General features: G+C 44.9%; 16 protein-coding genes. 1 reads left to right on the forward strand and 15 read right to left on the reverse strand.

What is annotated here, in order from left to right; translation table 11 throughout:
• Positions 1-128: 128 nt before the first annotated feature.
• The 6 genes from serS to lrp all read right to left on the reverse strand — a co-directional run bounded on the left by serS (position 129) and on the right by lrp (position 7,292).
• Positions 129-1,421 carry a serine--tRNA ligase gene (serS, locus tag AC27EZ_RS13620; protein WP_487135840.1) on the reverse strand — a complete coding sequence of 431 codons (1,293 nt, stop codon included), beginning with the start codon at positions 1,419-1,421 and terminating at the stop codon, positions 129-131.
• A 10-nt stretch (positions 1,422-1,431) separates the two neighbouring features.
• On the reverse strand, positions 1,432-1,815 hold the full coding sequence (gene crcB, locus AC27EZ_RS13625) for a fluoride efflux transporter CrcB (protein ID WP_487135972.1): 384 nt from the start codon (positions 1,813-1,815) through the stop codon (positions 1,432-1,434).
• 1 nt (position 1,816) lies between these two features.
• Positions 1,817-3,121 (reverse strand): replication-associated recombination protein A, encoded by a 1,305-nt coding sequence (locus AC27EZ_RS13630; RefSeq protein WP_487135841.1) that lies wholly within the window; start codon positions 3,119-3,121, stop codon positions 1,817-1,819.
• A gap of 5 nt (positions 3,122-3,126) precedes the next feature.
• Positions 3,127-3,837: an outer membrane lipoprotein periplasmic chaperone LolA gene (gene lolA / locus AC27EZ_RS13635; protein ID WP_487135842.1), complete on the reverse strand. Its 711-nt coding sequence runs from the start codon at positions 3,835-3,837 to the stop codon at positions 3,127-3,129.
• Positions 3,838-3,841: 4 nt separating this feature from the next.
• Positions 3,842-6,556 (reverse strand): DNA translocase FtsK, encoded by a 2,715-nt coding sequence (locus AC27EZ_RS13640; RefSeq protein WP_487135843.1) that lies wholly within the window; start codon positions 6,554-6,556, stop codon positions 3,842-3,844.
• Positions 6,557-6,806: 250 nt separating this feature from the next.
• Complete coding sequence (gene lrp, locus AC27EZ_RS13645) at positions 6,807-7,292, reverse strand: leucine-responsive transcriptional regulator Lrp (RefSeq protein ID WP_487135844.1); 486 nt, start codon at positions 7,290-7,292, stop codon at positions 6,807-6,809.
• Between the two features lie 148 nt (positions 7,293-7,440).
• On the opposite strand from lrp, the gene ald reads away from it, so the two are divergent.
• Positions 7,441-8,574, forward strand: a complete 1,134-nt coding sequence (gene ald / locus AC27EZ_RS13650) for an alanine dehydrogenase (RefSeq protein ID WP_487135845.1) — start codon at positions 7,441-7,443, stop codon at positions 8,572-8,574.
• 79 nt (positions 8,575-8,653) lie between these two features.
• On the opposite strand, the gene pyrF is transcribed toward ald, so the two are convergent.
• From pyrF to serC, 9 genes are all read right to left on the reverse strand, one after another.
• The gene (gene pyrF, locus AC27EZ_RS13655) at positions 8,654-9,349 is read right to left on the reverse strand and encodes an orotidine-5'-phosphate decarboxylase (RefSeq protein WP_487135846.1); all 696 of its coding nucleotides are present in this window, start codon (positions 9,347-9,349) and stop codon (positions 8,654-8,656) included.
• Between the two features lie 7 nt (positions 9,350-9,356).
• Positions 9,357-10,526, reverse strand: coding sequence for a lipopolysaccharide assembly protein LapB (gene lapB / locus AC27EZ_RS13660; RefSeq protein WP_487135847.1), 1,170 nt, complete (start codon positions 10,524-10,526; stop codon positions 9,357-9,359).
• A 4-nt stretch (positions 10,527-10,530) separates the two neighbouring features.
• A complete protein-coding gene (locus AC27EZ_RS13665; protein WP_487135848.1) occupies positions 10,531-10,731 on the reverse strand; it encodes a lipopolysaccharide assembly protein LapA domain-containing protein in 201 nt (66 codons plus the stop codon).
• A gap of 142 nt (positions 10,732-10,873) precedes the next feature.
• Positions 10,874-13,213 carry a PilZ domain-containing protein gene (locus AC27EZ_RS13670; RefSeq protein ID WP_487135849.1) on the reverse strand — a complete coding sequence of 780 codons (2,340 nt, stop codon included), beginning with the start codon at positions 13,211-13,213 and terminating at the stop codon, positions 10,874-10,876.
• Between the two features lie 143 nt (positions 13,214-13,356).
• A complete protein-coding gene (gene ihfB / locus AC27EZ_RS13675; protein WP_421134578.1) occupies positions 13,357-13,644 on the reverse strand; it encodes an integration host factor subunit beta in 288 nt (95 codons plus the stop codon).
• A 78-nt stretch (positions 13,645-13,722) separates the two neighbouring features.
• Entirely contained in the window at positions 13,723-15,393 is a 1,671-nt protein-coding gene (rpsA, locus tag AC27EZ_RS13680) for a 30S ribosomal protein S1 (RefSeq protein ID WP_421134577.1), read from the reverse strand.
• A 113-nt stretch (positions 15,394-15,506) separates the two neighbouring features.
• Entirely contained in the window at positions 15,507-16,178 is a 672-nt protein-coding gene (cmk, locus tag AC27EZ_RS13685; RefSeq protein WP_487135850.1) for a (d)CMP kinase, read from the reverse strand.
• Positions 16,179-16,328: 150 nt separating this feature from the next.
• Positions 16,329-17,609 carry a 3-phosphoshikimate 1-carboxyvinyltransferase gene (aroA, locus tag AC27EZ_RS13690; protein ID WP_487135851.1) on the reverse strand — a complete coding sequence of 427 codons (1,281 nt, stop codon included), beginning with the start codon at positions 17,607-17,609 and terminating at the stop codon, positions 16,329-16,331.
• Positions 17,610-17,613: 4 nt separating this feature from the next.
• Complete coding sequence (gene serC, locus AC27EZ_RS13695; protein WP_487135852.1) at positions 17,614-18,699, reverse strand: 3-phosphoserine/phosphohydroxythreonine transaminase; 1,086 nt, start codon at positions 18,697-18,699, stop codon at positions 17,614-17,616.
• Between the last annotated feature and the right edge of the window lie 52 nt (positions 18,700-18,751).

Genomic DNA, 18,751 nt, shown 5'->3' on the forward strand with positions numbered 1-18,751 from the left:
AAATGCTCATCGGATTTTCACATCTATAAAAGATCGGTCAACCGATCGCTAAAATATTTCTTAACTGATCGGCATTAGCCAAGAGGCTGCTTTTTTAATGTTGCTGACAGGTAAGTACTATGTACGTGCTATGGGTTAATCACCGTTTGGCCACCCATGTAAGGCACTAGCGCCTCTGGAATGGTTACACTTCCATCTTCCTGCTGATTATTTTCTAAAATCGCTACCAATGTTCTGCCGACTGCTAAACCCGAACCATTTAACGTGTGAAGTAATTCTGGTTTGTTCGATTCCGGATTACGAAAACGTGCTTGCATCCTACGTGCTTGGAAATCCAACATGTTTGAGCAAGATGAAATTTCACGATACGTATTTTGTGCAGGTAGCCATACCTCTAAATCGTACGTTTTACATGCACCAAAGCCCATGTCGCCAGTACACAGTAATACTTTGCGATAAGGAAGCTCTAGTTTCTGTAAAATAACTTCGGCGTGCCCTGTTAGCGCTTCTAATGCATCGAAACTATCTTCTGGCTGAACCAACTGAACAAGCTCTACTTTATCAAATTGGTGCTGACGAATCAGGCCACGAGTATCACGACCATAAGACCCTGCTTCTGAACGGAAGCACGGCGTATGAGCCGTCATTTTTACTGGCAATATTTTGGCGTCCAGAATTTCATCACGCGCCATATTGGTAAGCGGGACTTCAGCCGTAGGAATAAGAGATAGCCCTTGTCCTTCCTCTGTCGCTGGCTTGGTGTGAAACAAATCTTCGCCAAACTTTGGAAGTTGCCCTGTGCCGTACAGACTATCCGCATTCACCAAGTACGGTACGTACATTTCTTCGTACCCATGCTCACCAGTATGAACATCTAACATAAACTGTGCGATAGCACGGTTAAGCCGTGCAATACCGCCACGCATTACGACAAAGCGGCTACCAGTAAGCTTGCTAGCTGACGCGAAATCAAGACCATTGTTTAGACCTTCAGCAACCTCTACATGATCTTTCACATCGAAATCGAACGTTCGAGGTGTTCCCCAGCGAGAAATCTCGACATTATCGTCTTCGCTCTTACCGAAAGGAACCGATGCATCGGGTAGATTAGGTATGCCTTGAGAGAACACATTAATTTCGTCTAGAAGTACACTCAACTCAGCTTTCGCAGCGTCAAGTTCGTCACCTAGTTTGCCAACTTCAGCAAGCAATGGTGCGATATCTTCGCCTTGCGCTTTCGCTTTACCAATGGACTTACTTCGAACGTTACGCTCATTTTGTAGATCCTGTGTTCTGGATTGCAGTGTTTTTCTTTTTTCCTCAAGGGAGTTGAACGTCGCAACATCCAAGTCGAAACCTCGGGCTGCTAAACGTTCAGCAGTTTGTTCTATGTCTCCGCGCAAACACTTTGGATCTAACATGTGTTTCTCATTATCCTTTCATTAATTCTATTGCCAGCCATGCTGCTAATAAGCATGCGCCGACATTCAAAAATACATTCGCTAATGCTTTGTGCCATAAGCCGTTCTCGAGCAACGTTAACGTTTCAATCGAAAACGTTGAAAACGTAGTAAACGCTCCAAGAAGCCCAACTCCCAATAACGCTCTGTAAGGCGAATCGGAAATATCATGACGCTCAATCAGGCCATAAAGGCATGCTAACGCGAATGAACCTACAATGTTCACCGTTAGTGTACCAAATGGCATGTTTTTTCCAAACAAGGAATCTATCGTAGTTGTACAAAAATATCGCAAGCATGCACCAATTGCTCCGCCAAGCGCAATATAACAGTACAGCAACACACCATTTGCCATATTAGGGCCTCTTATCTTTACTGTTTGCATTTAGCTCGTCGAGAAAATCTCGCTTAGCTTTCAGCGCTTTTTCAAGGCCTCGATTGTTGGGTTCGTACAATCGTGTGCCTTCTAATCCTTTTGGAAAATAGACTTCCCCAGCAGCAAACGCATGGGCTTCGTTGTGTGCATAACGATACCCCTCGCCATGACCAAGGTCTTTTAGTAACGACGTGGGCGCGTTTCGTAGGTGGCTAGGTACCGGTGCGTCTGATGTTTTCTTAGCTAAGGCTTTGGCATCACTAAATGCCATATAAACCGCATTGCTCTTGGCGGCCAACGCACAATAAACGGTTGCTTGCGCGATGGCACGCTCACCTTCTGCAGGTCCGACACGGTGAAACGTGTCCCATGCATTGAGGCACAATTGCATTGCTCTTGGATCAGCGTTTCCGATGTCTTCTGACGCTATTGCTAGTAAACGCCGGCCTACGTAGAGGGCATCGCCGCCTCCCTGAAGGATCCGCGCATACCAATATAACGCAGCATCAGGATCAGACCCCCTCACCGACTTATGAAAGGCAGAAATTAAATCGTAAAAAGTATCGCCCTTATTGTCATAGCTAGCAACTTTTTCACCCACCGCTTGCTCTACGTCGCGAAGGGAAATCGATGTGGTAGCGGTAAAATCGGCTGATAGCTCTAAATAAGTGAGCACTCGTCGTCCGTCACCTGACGATAGCCCAATGAGCGCAGCTTTCGCATCATCGTCTATCGTTAATGTTTGATTACCTAATCCTTTTTCTATATCGCTCAGCGCTCTATCAATTAAAGACGCAAGCGCGCTGTCAGACAAAGGCTTCAACACATATACGCGCGTTCGGGACAGCAATGCGTTGTTTAGTTCAAACGATGGGTTCTCTGTTGTCGCGCCGATAAACGTTACAACACCTGATTCAACAAAAGGTAAAAATGCATCTTGCTGACTTTTATTAAAGCGATGGACTTCATCAACAAACAGTAAGGTTCGTTGATTATATCGCTTGTTTTCTTCTGCCTTTTCCATCGCGGCGCGTATTTCTTTTACGCCAGAGGTCACTGCAGAAAGCTTGATAACTTCGGCGTTTGTATATTGCGCAATTAGCTCGGCAAGTGTGGTTTTGCCCGTGCCTGGTGGCCCCCATAAAATCATTGAATGGCAATGACCAGCTTCTAACATCTTACGCAGCGGTTTACCCGCTGCGAACAAATGCTCTTGGCCTGCGTATTCATCAATTGAAACAGGACGTAATCGAGCAGCAAGTGGCGCAAAGCGGTCTACAGACATAGAGATTAACGCTGATCGTCTACAATGAAAGTGTCAGGAATGTTTGGCATAAAGGTCATGTCATCAATATCGAAAACCGTGTCGATATCGTTGAAGGTTAATTGGCTGACTTGTTGTTGCGCATCAAGCATCGTCAACGATGTTAACAGCCCTACTTCATTGAAAGACAGCGTTAGTGATTGAATATTGCCTTCATTCATAACGGGTCTAATGAGAAACGTGGCATCAGTATCACTGATGGCTTCTATCATGAAATCACTCCAAGTAGTGTCATCTTCAGACGTGAGCAGAACTATTGGATTATTTTGAATCGCCTGCGACTGACTTATTACAGTCACTTGTTCGACAAAGCTGTCGATATTCCACACCGTGCTTCCATCAGCAACCAGTAATGTTTCATCAGGGAAGGTTGTCTCCCAGCGCAGTTTATTCGGTCTGGCCATGGTCAATGTTCCCATAGCTTCGTGCACAACATCGCCTTCGGCATCTAACACCCGTTGACTGAACATGGCCTTATACTGCTCCATTTTTTCAAGGTGCATTTTGAGCGATGCCGCAGCAAGCGTATCCTTGCCCACCACGTTGTCAGGGGCAGACTGTTGAGCCAAGTTATCTGGGACGTTATTTTCTGTATTCGCATTCGTGTCGGCCAACGCGACAGACGAAAAACCAAGCGTTAGACATGCACTGACTGTAACCAACAATTTTGTAATCATACTACTAATCCTTTGAAGCTGGCGGGGCAAGTACTTCACGGTTTCCGTTGTGCCCCTGTGCACTTACGACGCCACTGGCTTCCATTTGTTCAACTAATCTTGCAGCACGATTGTAACCAATTCTAAATTTGCGCTGAACACTGGATACACTTGCGCGTCGTGTTTCAGTAACGAACGCAACCGCTTCATCGTAAAACGCATCATACTCTTGATCTTCTCCTTCAGGTTGTTCACCTGGTAGCAGTACTTCTGCAGAGGCTTCACCGTTTAAGATTTCATCGATGTATTCGGGCTCTCCACGTTTTTGCCAATCAGCGACAACGGCATGTACTTCGTGGTCGTCAACGAATGCGCCGTGAACACGGGTAGGAACAGGGCTGCCTGGAGGAAGGTAAAGCATATCGCCCATGCCTAGCAGCGCTTCAGCACCTTGTTGGTCTAAGATAGTACGAGAGTCAATTTTACTTGAAACTTGAAACGCAATTCGGGTAGGGATATTGGCTTTAATAAGACCGGTTATAACGTCTACCGATGGACGCTGTGTTGCAAGAATTAAATGGATACCTGCAGCACGCGCCTTTTGTGCGATACGGGCGATGAGCTCTTCAACTTTCTTGCCCACAATCATCATCATGTCAGCAAACTCATCGACTACCACAACAATAGCCGGCAACTTTTCCAGATCGGGCGCTTGAGCGTCCATACTTTCTTCGCTCTTCCACAGTGGATCTTTTATTGGCGTGCCGTTGGCGATGGCTTCCGCGACCTTTGCGTTGTAACCCTTAAGGTTCCGCACACCCAAAGCACTCATTAGACGATAACGACGTTCCATCTCACCGACACACCAACGTAATGCGTTGGCAGCTTCCTTCATATCGGTCACGACCTCTGCGAGCAAGTGCGGAATACCTTCGTATACCGACAACTCTAACATTTTGGGGTCGATCATAATCATTCGTACATCTTCTGGCGTGCTTTTGTATAGCAAGCTTAGGATCATCACGTTTACACCAACGGACTTACCCGAGCCTGTCGTACCCGCAACCAATAAATGTGGCATTTTGGCAAGATCAACAATAACTGGCTTACCTGAAATGTCGGCACCTAGTACCATGGTTAACGGCGAGTTATGTGATTGGAATGCATCACAAGAAATAACTTCACTTAACCGCACCATTTCGCGTTTTTTATTTGGTAGTTCAAGTCCAATCACAGACTTTCCAGGTATGACTTCTACGACACGAACTGAAATTGCCGACATGGCGCGAGCAAGGTCTTTAGACAATCCAGTGATTTTGCTCACTTTCACGCCTGGTGCTAAATCTAGCTCGAAACGTGTGATCACCGGCCCTGGATACACACCCACAACAACCGCTTCAATATTAAAATCGGCAAGCTTTTCTTCCACTAAACGAGAAATAGCGTCTATTTCTTCTTGAGTAAGCGGGTTTTCGTGTTTATCAGCGCGCTCTAGTAGGTCGAACGATGGCATAGGCGTTAACGCTTCAGCCCCCTGCCCTGCTCTCGATTTAACCGGTTTTGCGCCCATAACAACCGGTGTAAATGGCTTAACTTCAGCTTGGCTCGTGGTTGATGATGCCTCGCTATTCATACTGGGTTCGGTATTATACGACGACCTATCTTCGTGTTGGTTATCAGCGTTTGGTGCCGTGTTATTCTCGTCCAACGCATAAGGCATATCGTCTTTATCAGCAAAGTTATCGCCAAATAGACCGTCATCATCTAAGTTAATTACCGGTTCTTTCTGTTCTTTACTTCTACTATCATCAGTGGCAACACTTTCGACCGGCTTTTCAGTGCTTATTTTATTTTTAACTGCTGCACGCATCGCTGCTAGCGAGAATGCGCTGGCGCTTTTTGTTGTATTATCTTCTTCCAGACTACTTATTTCTTCACCCGCTTCATTACGGCGCGAGATAATCGGTGTCTCATCATCCTCTTCTAAGGGGCTTGAAAAGTACTTATCTGAGGTAGGTGCTATGTCGGCAGGTGTGTCGTTTTGATAATCAGAAGCCACTGGTTCAGCGCGCATACTGGTTATATCAAGTTCGCTACTCGTTGCCTTCTGAGCTCGCTGAGGCAGCGCTAGCGTCGGCATTTCAAATGTCAAAAGCCGCTGTGGTAATGTTATCGTTTTATGTCCCACCCAGAGCGAGCCGGCTCCAACCCAATCAATAATTGAAAGCCAGCTTACGCCTGTTAGTAGTGTGAAACCGGTACAAAAGAAGCACAACAGAAGTAAAATAGTGCCAGGTATATTGAAATACGGTACAAGCGCAGAACTAATTACATCGCCTAAAAAGCCGCCGGCTGAAAAATTATATATATCGTTAAAATTCAAACTCAATATGCCGGCGCCTCCTAACGTGATAAGTAAACCTCCAATAATTCGAAGGCCAATCGTTAGGTAGTCAAACTCATCCAGTTCTTTGATGTGTTGAAATAAGAACCAGCCTAAAAAAGCCGCACAAAATGGCAGCAGGTAGGCGATGAAGCCAAATGAGAAAAGCAGTAAATCGGCAACCCACGCGCCCGTCGCCCCTACCCAATTATGCACATCAAGCTGCAAGCCGGCCTGGCTCCAGCCCGGATCGCCCGGATGAAATGATACCAATGCCAGCAATAAGAAAAAGGCGAAAACGCAAGCTACTATCATGCCTGCTTCCCACGCTCGCTGGATTCCTGTTAGTCGTGCCATAACCCTAAATCACTTATAAAATTCGTTGCTGAAAACGTAACGTTGAGCTTTGTATTCATGGTTGCTTTTTCTAAAGGCTCAATCTTGTTAACTAACATGTCAATATTGTGCTGTGCGATAAATTTTTATCCAACTTATTATCAATAAGTCGTTGAAAATTCGAACAATAGAATAGCTAGTACCGCACAAGTAAAGATACTGTGTTTTTCCACAGCGTACCACAGTTTACTATACCTAAACCATTCTTTCGTTACTTCATATTAATCCTGAGTGACGTCGTGCTTTTGACCTCTTCCATCACAACATAAGTACGAGATTCACTTACGCCTGGAAGGCGGAGTAATGTGTCACCAAGTAACCGACGATAACTCGACATGTCTGCAACACGGGCCTTAAGTAAAAAATCAAAATCACCTGAAACAAGATGACATTCTAAAATATCGTCATGTTGTCTCACCGCAGCAGAAAATTCTTCAAAGATATCGACCGAGGTCTTGGTTAATGTAATTTCGACAAACACCAACATTGCGGCACCTAGCTTTTCAGGATCGACTACCGCATGGTAGCCTTTAATGTAACCCTGCCCCTCTAGACGCTTTACTCTCTCTAGGCATGGGCTTGCACTTAGCCCTACTTCTTTTGCCAATTCAACATTTGAAATACGCCCGTTTTTTTGCAGGTGATAAAGGATATTCCTGTCTATTCGGTCAAGGTGCTTTGGCGTTTTCACTAACATATAAAATTCCGCATCAAAATTGTATTAAAAAATTATATACCAAGAAACTCAATAATTCAGCACATAGTTCTTTTTCGATTCACGTATACTGCGCGCAATTAATTACCGCGCTATCCGCAGTGGGTATCGCTTTAAATGAGGAAATGACATGTTAGTCGGTGTACCAAAAGAAATAAAAAACCATGAGTATCGTGTAGGTCTTACGCCCGCTGCAGTAAAAGAATTTGTGAACAATGGCCACAGCGTAGTAGTTGAAAGTAACGCAGGTACTGCTATTGGTTTTACTGACGAAATGTATATAGAAGCTGGGGCTTCTATTGCTTCATCTGCTGAAAAAGTATTTGCCGATGCAGAAATGATCGTGAAGGTAAAAGAACCTCAGCCTAACGAATGTAAAATGCTGAGGAAAGGGCAAACGCTTTACACCTACTTACACCTTGCCCCTGACCCCCTGCAAACCAAGTTACTAGTAGAATCTGGTGCAACATGCATTGCTTATGAAACAGTGACAGACGACAGAGGCGGTTTGCCTTTGCTTGCGCCAATGAGTGAAGTTGCTGGCCGTATGTCAGTGCAAGCGGGTGCGCATTATCTTGAAAAAGCGCACGGCGGCAGTGGTACGCTATTAGGCGGCGTACCGGGCGTTGCACCGGGCAAAGTGCTTATTATCGGTGGTGGTGTAGTTGGTATTAATGCGGCCAAAATGGCATTAGGGCTAGGCGCAGATGTGACTATCCTAGACCGCTCATTACCGCGCTTACGCCAGATTGACGACATTTTTGCTGGCCAAGTAAAAACGGTGTATTCAACGGTTGATGCTATTGAACATTATTCTTCAAAGGCCGATCTTGTTGTTGGTGCTGTGCTTATTCCAGGTGCCGCTGCACCTAAGCTATTAACCAGAGAACAAATTGCGGCGATGAAACCAGGTTCGGTACTGGTCGATGTTGCAATCGACCAAGGCGGGTGCTTTGAAACGTCAAAAGCCACTACACATCAAGACCCTGTCTATATAATCGATGATGTTGTTCATTACTGTGTGGCTAACATGCCTGGTGGTGTGGCAAGAACTTCTACAATGGCCCTGAACAACGCGACACTGCCTTTCGGCTTAGCTTTGGCAAACAAAGGCCCCGTTAATGCAATGCTACAAGACAAACACCTACTGAATGGACTCAACGTACACGAAGGTAAGGTAACATATAGAGCTGTTGTCGATGCGCTAGGTGAGTCGTTGAATCTGACGTATACACCTGCAGAAGAAGCGCTAAAAGGCGCATAACATCGTTTCGATAACCGAATTGATATAAAAAAGCCCAGCAAATGCTGGGTTTTTCGAATTACCTGCGTTCAAGTAACTGTCACTGTATTTCGCTATTTACGCTATTGAGCACCGCGACAGGATCTTCGGCTTTAGTAATCGGTCTACCCATCACAAGATAGCTTACTCCACTCTTCATCGCTTGTGTTGGTGTCATCACACGCTTCTGATCGCCGGCATCACTCCCAACCGGGCGAATACCTGGTGTAACCAACAAGAATTCAGGTGCAAAAGATGAACGTAGCACTTCTGCTTCTTGCGCTGAACAAACGATGCCGTCTAGTCCCGCTTTTTGTGTTAACCCTGCTAAGCGAAGCACTTGCTGCTCTGGCGTTACGCCATCAATGACGTCACTCAATTGTGCGTCGTCCATGCTGGTTAGGACAGTAACAGCAATAAGTTTCGTTGAAGGATGTGCACTCGATGCAATTGCTTCTTTTGCCGCTTTCATCATAGGCACGCCGCCTGATGCATGAACATTTACCATCCATACGCCTAATTCAGCAGCCGCCTTGCACGCTTTGGCAACCGTGTTCGGGATATCATGAAACTTAAGGTCTAAAAATACATCAAACCCTTTCGCAACAAGTATTTTTACGAACTCTGGGCCGAACAGTGTGAACATTTCCTTACCCACTTTAAGCTTACACAGTGAGGGGGATAACTGTTCTACAAACGCTAATGCGTTCTCTTTATTGTCGTAATCTAACGCAACAATAACCTGTGACTCTTGCATAACTGTTTTATTCTCCGTCTAAGCCTTTTATGGGTTTTACTACGCCCCACTTTTTACATGATGGACACAGCCAATAAAGCTTCCGGCCTGAAAAACCGCAACTGTGGCAGCGATACTTGGGGCGCTGCATCATTTGCTTTTCAACTAATTCTTCAAGTAATTGTAAACTTTCCGCCGAGTGTCTGTCGTGTAATTGATCGATATAAAGCCCCATGAGCGTTTTAAACCCACGCATTGTAGGACGCTTTCTAAGTTGGGCAAGTAAATAGTCTGCGGCCTGATGCACCTCACCTTTTTTGACGAGCACATCAACCATCGCAAGATATGAGGTAGCACACTCCTGCCAGTGTGCCTCTAACGTTTTTTCAAAACTATCCCAATCACCAGTCTCTTCCGCTATCTTCTCTAGGCTGGGTACCGCTTCGCTAAACCAATTAATATCACGCTCTGCTACTTGCACAAAATAGGCAACCGCGTCGTGAAAGCGCTCTTGCTCTAACGCAATATCGCCGAGCATTAACCATGGACGAACGGCATGTTCATCTGCATTTACCGCTTTTTGTAACAAGTTTAATGCATCGCCTTGGCGCTCGTGTTTTAGCTCTAGGGTCGCTTGTTCGCAGTAAAAGTGAGCTAGTCGCGCACTAACGTCATCGTTATCGCCATGACATTTTACCATACGCTCTGCAAGCTCTATGGCTCTCTCCCACTCTTTAGTGGTTTGATAAATACTAAAAAGTTGTTGTTGAGCGACTAAATAATGCTTTTCACTATTGAGAAGTTGTAAGAACGCATTTTCCGCGCGTTCTAAAAATCCGGCGTGTGTATAGTCGTGTCCAAGTTCGCGTAGCGCGTTTTCTCGTTGACTGGGTTGAAGTTCTTCGCGGCTAACGAGGTTTTGATGAACTTTGATTGCACGGTCTATTTCGCCACGGTGTCTAAAAAAACTCCCCATCGCGATGTGTGTTTCAACCGTATCGCTATTTACATTTATCATTTTGATAAGCGTATCAACCGCTTTATCAGGTTGATCAGAAAGAAGAAAATTAAGCCCTTTATAATAATGCTTTGCAAGAATGCTTGACTGCTTACGCTGGGCCTGTCGAACGCTGTTACGCCCCATTATCCAGCCATAGCCGGCTGCAACGGGCAAAAGTAGGAACAACAGTTCGAGCATAGTATCAGTCTTTTTGTATGCGGTTGATTTTCGCGTTAGCAGCGAGTAGTTGAACGCGTAAACGCAGCCATGTTGCAAGCATAATGAGTACGCCTAACGTAATGCCAATAAACAAACAAATCGCGATTAACGTCGCAACGCTAACGTTTGCTTGTGCAATGAGGTAATTTACCGTTACTTGTGATTCGTTTTGAGAACCTATCACGAACGCGAGTCCGAGAACGGATAGAACAAACAAAAACGTGAGGATCCCTTTCAATATCAAGCCCTATAAATAAATGATAGTAGAAGAATAACAAAATGCGGAACTAGATTACACCAAAAGAAAAAGGAATCGGTGTTGATTGTTACCCTTGAGCCTGTGCCTCACTGTCATTAAGGTCAGCCTTTGCAATAACATTTGCCAATACTAAGTCATGGTGAAGAGACGACATATTAGTCACGAAAATACAGTGGCTGTAGCCGGCCTGCATCACTTCAAGCTTGTCATACATTGTTTTGTCTATTTTTGAAAGTTGTGCCAATCGCTTTTTCGTCAATGGCGTCACCGCACCATGGCATCGGACTATCGACACATCAGTGGCGCTAACCTGTATCTTTTCGCTCTCTAGTTGTTGCTTTATCTGTAGCCTAAGTTTTGAATATAAAAAGTCTTTTTCTTTTATATATACTAAGCGATTGTCGCTTTTTCTCACGCAGTGAACAACAAGACTTCTCGCGAGATCTCCCTTAAACATTGATTCAAGCATTTGAGACTTTGGCTTCGCCTCTGCCTTGTCGGCAAAAAAACCATGCAATGGAATTATATTTTGTGTCCTGGAAAAAGGATAGAGATCATCGGACGCTTCGCTCTGGTAGACCGTTTTTAATCTATCCAAAATATGTCGATTCATGACACACAATACCGACAGCGAAGGCATATGCCTAACAGCGAGCTCCCAAATAAACCGGTGTGTAGCGCGCTGCATCCGAGCAATATCCCGAAGTTTGAAATAGGCAGAATTTTCCTCAACCATGGCGTTAACGTTTACACCATTATTGGCTTTTTTGTTAACAAGCAGCGCCAGCCTTACTACGCCTGTTTCTGGTACATAGTTCACTACGCGATAACGTTCCCCTTTAACTTTTAACTCGGGTATGGTCACACGCAACTCATCTTGTAGCGCAACATTAGGCGCAACAATTAAACGCATTCCACTGGCCGACAAATCGGCAACGCGCGCTTCTATGGATGATAGCATCCCCAACTTTATTGTGGCAGGTTTGTCTAATACATAGCGAGTTTCACTGCGCCTATCAAGGTCTTCCTCCATCACGTAATCTATACGCCAATTTTTTCCGCTCGCCCGCAATGTTTTGGACAGCGGCTTAAACTCACACTTCCCTGCCAACGTTAAATTAGTGAGATAAGACGACACATCTCGGCAGTATACAACATGACTGATTGAGGCTAGGTCTTCAAAATTTTTGCTATCGATATCGTGTATTGCGAACGCTTTTTCTTTATCAGATGTAGAAATCATATCGAGTCGGCATTGCGTGCACGTAAAGTTACCGTTTTTGACAAGAAGGTAAATAATTGCACTCAGTTGACCTAACGCAATAAGTTGCCGATGCGTCGCGGTAATAGGCACTTCACCACTCTTTGTTTTTATAGTGCCACTGAACACATACGCTTCGTTAAATTTAAGAAGCTCTTGCGATAATAGTTCAAACAATGGCTTGTCTTGCAGGCTCGCAATAACCTTGTCAGTATTATTATGCTCGACGTTTGCTTTGGTGAACAACGCAATGTGAGGAATAAGACTTTTACCTTTAGGCTTTAAGAAGACAGGTAGCCAAGGGCTATTTTCTAATATCCTATCGCGCTCTAGGTCTTGCATCGCGCGTTCGATTTCCAAGTCACGTTGTAGAGGCTGCTTATATGCCGTTGCATCAATATAGCGCTTAATGGCAGCCGACAACGCAGGGTCAATATCACTCGGCATCGTAAAAACACTTTCGTATTTTCCAAGGTGTTTATTGTATTTAATACTATCGAGTTCTAGCGTTATCTCGGTAGGTTGTTTAGTTAGGCCTTTTACTTCAGGCAGTGTAAACGTTAGCACGTCCCCAGTACTCGCATTAGGCGGTCGCTTTGTCTCTAAAGCAAACGCGCCATACGACATAGAGCTAATAGTACAACTTCGCCCTTTTTCAAAATCTACCGATGACAAAGAAAAGTTGGGCCTGACCGCGATATCACTTCCAAAATCGATATCTGAAAACGATTGGCTTTCAACTTTAAAGGCATCAACAATTTTTTTAAATTGCTCTTTCTTTATTTGTGTCTGATAAAAATCAGAATTCATTACCGATTCGAACACACCTACGGTGTAACGGTCTTGATAAAGCGAGGTTTCACTTTTAAGAATGGTAGCGCCAACCTTATCAAGGCGCATCTGCACACCAAAGTGCTTAAACTTCATTACGGGGAATTGAGCAAATGCTGAATTATCTGCAGGCGCGTCTGTGAGAGAAGTAAGTCGAACGACCTCTTCTTTTACGACTTTTCTCACGCTACTAGGTAATCGACTCGAAAACTTATTAATCCCTTCAAGCAGTCTATTTTGCTGTTCGTAAGGAATTAAAGCGCGAATAAGTGGCTGATACTGCTTTATTATTAATTCTTCTTCACCAGCGGCCATTGGTTAACCATATACCAATACTTATCTAACTCACTGATTACTATAAGCCGCAATTGTTCACTTGGTCAACAATTTACGACTGAAAGCGCAGTTTAACCTTCTAGCAGCAATAAAAAAGCCGCAACAAGTGCGGCTTTTTCAAATTATGCTATTGAAGCATCGACACGTTCTCGAAGCTCTTTTCCTGGCTTAAAGTGCGGGACGTACTTTCCGTCCAACTCAACCGTCTCACCCGTTTTAGGGTTACGACCAACGCGCGGGGCGCGATAGTGTAATGAGAAACTGCCAAACCCTCGAATTTCTATGCGCTCGCCCTTTTGTAGGGTTTGTGCCATTTGCTCGAGCAGCTCCTTAATCGCGAGTTCAAGTTCTTTCGCAGGAATGTGACGCGCTTGGTCCGCGAGCCGTTCAATTAATTCAGACTTGGTCATTCTAACCTCGATCTCAGTAATATTGTTCAAACAGCTATCGCGAACTGGGTGCACATTACATGCACCCTACAAAGAACATTACTCGCCTTTAGCGGCTTTGAATGCTTCTGCCATCGCGTTAGCAAAACCAGCGTCTTCTTGCTGGTTAACTTTTTCGATTGCATCTTTCTCGTCAGCCTGATCTTTCGCTTTAACAGATAGGTTAACTGTGCGGTTTTTACGGTCTACGCCCATAAATTTCGCTTCAATGCTATCACCAACGTTAGCGGCTTCAGTTGCGTCTTCAATACGGTCAACAGACAAGTCTGCAACACGAATGTAACCGTCAACTTCTTCAGATAGGTTAACTGTAACGCCTTTAGCGTCAACAGCAGTAACCGTACCTACAACGATAGCACCTTTCTTGTTATCTGTCAGATACTTGTTGAACGGGTCTTCTTCGATCTGCTTAACGCCTAGTGAGATACGCTCACGCTCTGGGTCGACTTGTAGTACAACTGCAGAGATTTCGTCGCCTTTCTTGTAGTCACGAACTGCATCTTCACCAGATTTATTCCAGCTGATGTCAGATAAGTGAACAAGACCGTCGATTCCACCGTCAAGGCCGATAAAGATACCGAAGTCAGTGATTGACTTGATCTTACCAGACACTTTGTCACCTTTTTCGTGTGACTTAGCGAAAGTTTCCCAAGGGTTATCGATGCACTGCTTAAGACCTAGAGAAATACGACGACGCTCTTCGTCGATTTCAAGAACCATAACGTCTACCGTGTCACCTAGGTTAACAACCTTAGATGGGTGGATGTTCTTGTTAGTCCAATCCATTTCAGAAACGTGAACAAGACCTTCAACGCCGTCTTCGATTTCAACGAAGCAACCGTAATCAGTAAGGTTCGTAACCTGACCAGAAATTCTTGTGCCTTCTGGGTAACGAGAAGCAATTTCTTGCCAAGGATCGTTGCCCATTTGCTTCATACCAAGAGAAACACGTTGCTTGTCTTTGTCGAACTTAAGTACTTTAACGTTAATCTCGTCACCTACGTTCACGATTTCACTTGGGTGCTTAACGCGCTTCCAAGCCATGTCAGTGATGTGTAGTAGACCGTCTACGCCGCCAAGGTCAACGAATGCACCGTAATCAGTTAGGTTCTTAACGATACCTTTGATTTCGTGGCCTTCTTCAAGGTTAGCAAGAAGTGATTCACGTTCTGCGCTGCTTTCTGCCTCGATAACTGCACGACGAGAAACAACAACGTTGTTACGCTTAGCATCTAGCTTGATTACTTTGAATTCAAGCTCTTTGCCTTCAAGGTGAGTAGTATCACGAACTGGACGTACGTCAACTAGTGAACCAGGAAGGAACGCGCGTACACTGTTAACTTCAACAGTGAAACCGCCTTTAACTTTACCGTTGATGATACCTTTAATAGTAACTTTATCATCATACGCTTTTTCCAGCTCAACCCACGCTTCGTGACGCTTCGCTTTTTCGCGAGAAAGGATTGTCTCACCGAAACCATCTTCAACGGCGTCTAGCGCTACGTCTACTTCGTCACCGATTGCGATTTCAAGTTCGCCTTCAGCATTTTTAAATTGGTCAGCTGGGATAGCACTTTCTGATTTCAAGCCTGCGTCAACAAGAACGATGTCTTTGTCGATAGAAACAACAGTACCTTTTACAATCGAACCAGGGCGTGTTTCTAGTTCCTGTAAGCTTTCTTCAAAAAGTTGTGCAAAATTTTCAGTCATAAGGTTCAAATAAACTTTTAAGTTGATATCCACGCTTCAAATCCGGATAACGTGGGGTTATTAGTAAAAGCCGCCACTCCCTGTGGTAGCACTGCTCTGAATACCCTCTACGCTTATAAGCGTGACGAGATAATATTCATCGCTTTTTCAAAGACTTGGTCAATATCCAAGTCCGTCGAATCAATCACTATTGCATCTTGAGCCGGTACTAATGGAGCAACTGAACGTTGAGTATCACGTTCATCTCTCGCTTTGATATCGGTCAAAAGGCGCGCAATATTAACATCCATACCTTTTGCTTTCAACTGGCTATAGCGGCGTTCTGCTCTTGCCTCTGCGCTAGCGGTGAGGAAAAGTTTTACAGGCGCGTCTGGAAAGACGACCGTTCCCATATCTCTCCCGTCAGCAACTAAGCCCGGAAGTTGCTGAAACGCACGCTGGCGACGCAATAAGGCTTCACGAACACGAGGTAATGCTGCGACTTTAGATGCTACGCTTCCAACGTCTTCTGTACGAATATCGTCGGTGACATCTTCGCCTTCTAAAATTATTCGTGTCGTTTCTTCGTTTGTCTCAAAACTGACATCAAGGCCAGTTGCGAGCGGAACAACACATTCTTCATCATCACACGGAAGATCATGGTGAAGCGTGGCTACTGCTAGTACGCGGTAAATTGCACCGCTATCTAAAAAGTGCCACCCTAGCTTTTTTGCCAAAAGGCTACTTAACGTACCTTTACCTGCACCACTAGGACCGTCAACCGTGACTACGGGTGTGGAATGCATACCTGCTCCAAAATTATTTACTATAAAAAACGCGCGCAATTATACGCGTTACGGCTAGATAAGCAATGCCGTAAAATGAACCTCTAGTGTAACAAAATATAGAAACAGCGATGATAGGAAACGCACAGCGTATGCTGTGCGTTTACGTGCTTAACGGTACAATGAAGCGAACCGGGTAAAATAGTCAGGAAAGGTTTTTCGCGTACACCCCGGATCATTTATCGTCACTGGGGTATCGCTTAGTGCCACAAGAGAAAAACACATTGCGATGCGGTGATCATTATAAGTATCAATCTGTGCATGCTTAATAGTACTAGGAGGTGACACCTTGATGTAATCATGCCCCTCTTCAACCTCAGCGCCAACTTTTCGAAGCTCTGTCGCCATCGCATTTAAACGGTCAGTTTCTTTTACTCGCCAATTATAAATGTTTGTCATGGTTGTCGTGCCTTCGGCAAACAAGGCAGTGGTCGCTATAGTCATCGCAGCATCAGGTATATGGTTCATGTCCATGTCGATACCTTTTAACGGTGCCCCTGTTACCTCGACGTATTCGTCATTCCATGTGATAGTCGCTCCCATGGCTTCTAATACATCAGCAAAACGGATATCACCCTGGATGCTGTTTCTGCCAATACCGGTAACACGTACTGTGCCGCCTTTAATGGCTCCCGCCGCCAAGAAATATGATGCAGACGACGCATCGCCTTCAACCATAAACTTCCCAGGTGACACGTACTTTGCATCACCCGAAATAGTAAACGTTTGATAGTTATCATTACTTACGGTTACGCCAAACTTTGCCATCGTATCGAGGGTAATATCGATGTAAGGTTTCGACACCAATTCGCCTTTAATACGGATGACTACGTCTCCAGTGAACAAGGGCGCTGCCATAAGTAATGCTGTCAGGAATTGACTAGAAACACTGCCATCAACAGACATTTCTGTGCCATTCAATATCGAGCCTTTGATTTGTATCGGAGGAAAACCATCGTTCTTCAAATAGGTAATATCAGCATTGGCTTCGCGCAATGCATCAACAAGGTCGCCTATCGGGCGCTCTTCCATACGAGGTTCACCTGTAAGTACAGTATCGACCTCACTCGCTGCTAATGCTGCGCACAGAGGACGCATCGCCGTTCCTGCATTTCCCAAGAAAAGCTCAACGGGCTCAGCTACGCTGAACGCGCCATTATTTCCTTGCACAACACACCGCGTTTTATCGTCACTTAACTGATAAGCCACGCCAAGTTTCGTGAGCGCATTAAGCATATGAGAAATATCATCGCTATCTAGCAAATTAGTAAGTTCTGTTTCACCCTCTGCTAGTGCAGCAAGAAGGAGTGCACGGTTAGATAAACTCTTTGAACCTGGCACGTTGACTTCGCCAGATACTTTCTCAATCGGTTCTAGTGTTAACTGCTCCATGTGATTACCCATTTACTCGTTCAAATTCTCGCATAAACTCTACTAACGCCATTACGCCCTCTACCGGCATCGCGTTATAGATACTTGCTCGCATGCCACCGACAGAGCGATGCCCTTTCAGTGCGAGTAACCCAGCAGCTTGAGACTGCTCTAAAAACAGGCCATCAAGGTTGGGGTTTGCGAGATGAAATGGAACATTCATTTTAGAACGATTACTTGGATGTACTTGGCTGGAATAGAAGTCTGAATTATCGATAGCGGCATACAACAACGACGCTTTTTCAGCGTTACGCTTTGCCATCGCTTCAACCCCACCAATATCTTTTAACCACTCGAACACTAAACCTGCGAGATACCACGAGAACGTTGGCGGCGTGTTGTACATCGAGTCAGATTTAGCGGCAAGCGCATAATCGAAAATAGACGGTGTCTCGGTGCGAGCGTGACCCACTAAATCGTCTCGTACGATTACAACCGATAAACCACTAGGGCCAATGTTTTTTTGCGCACCAGCATAAATAACACCATGCTTGGCAACATCAAGCGGTTGCGACAATATCGTTGATGACATGTCCGATACGAGAGGTACCTTTCCAGACTCAGGTAACCAGTCAAATGCAATGCCATCTACGGTCTCATTTGGACAGAAATGATAATACGCCGCAGATTGGTCAATAGATGAGATTGAAGGCGGCTCAACGAACTGCATCCCGTCTTTTTCACATACCTCTCCCACTACCACAGCGTTATTGTATTTATTTGCTTCTGTAACCGCACCTTCTGACCAAGATCCGCTCACAAGGTGTAAGCTTTTATCGTCTTTCGATGAAAGGTTAAGAGGTACAGCGGCAAACTGACCTCGTCCACCACCATGAGTAAACAAAACGTGGTAGTTATCTGGGATTGATAATAGGTCGCGTAGATCCTGCTCTGCTTTCGCAGCAATTTCGATAAAATCTTTTCCACGATGACTCACTTCCATCACGGAGCAGCCTAAGTCGCGCCAATTTGTAAACTCGCCCTGTGCTTTAAGCATAACTTCTTTTGGAAGCATAGCTGGGCCGGCACTAAAGTTAAAAACCTCTTTCATTGCGTTTTTCAACACCTGTAAAAAGTAACAAGCGGCATAAGCCGCTTGTTAG

The sequence above is a fragment of the Alteromonas sp. 4NH20-0056 genome, from assembly GCF_057539655.1.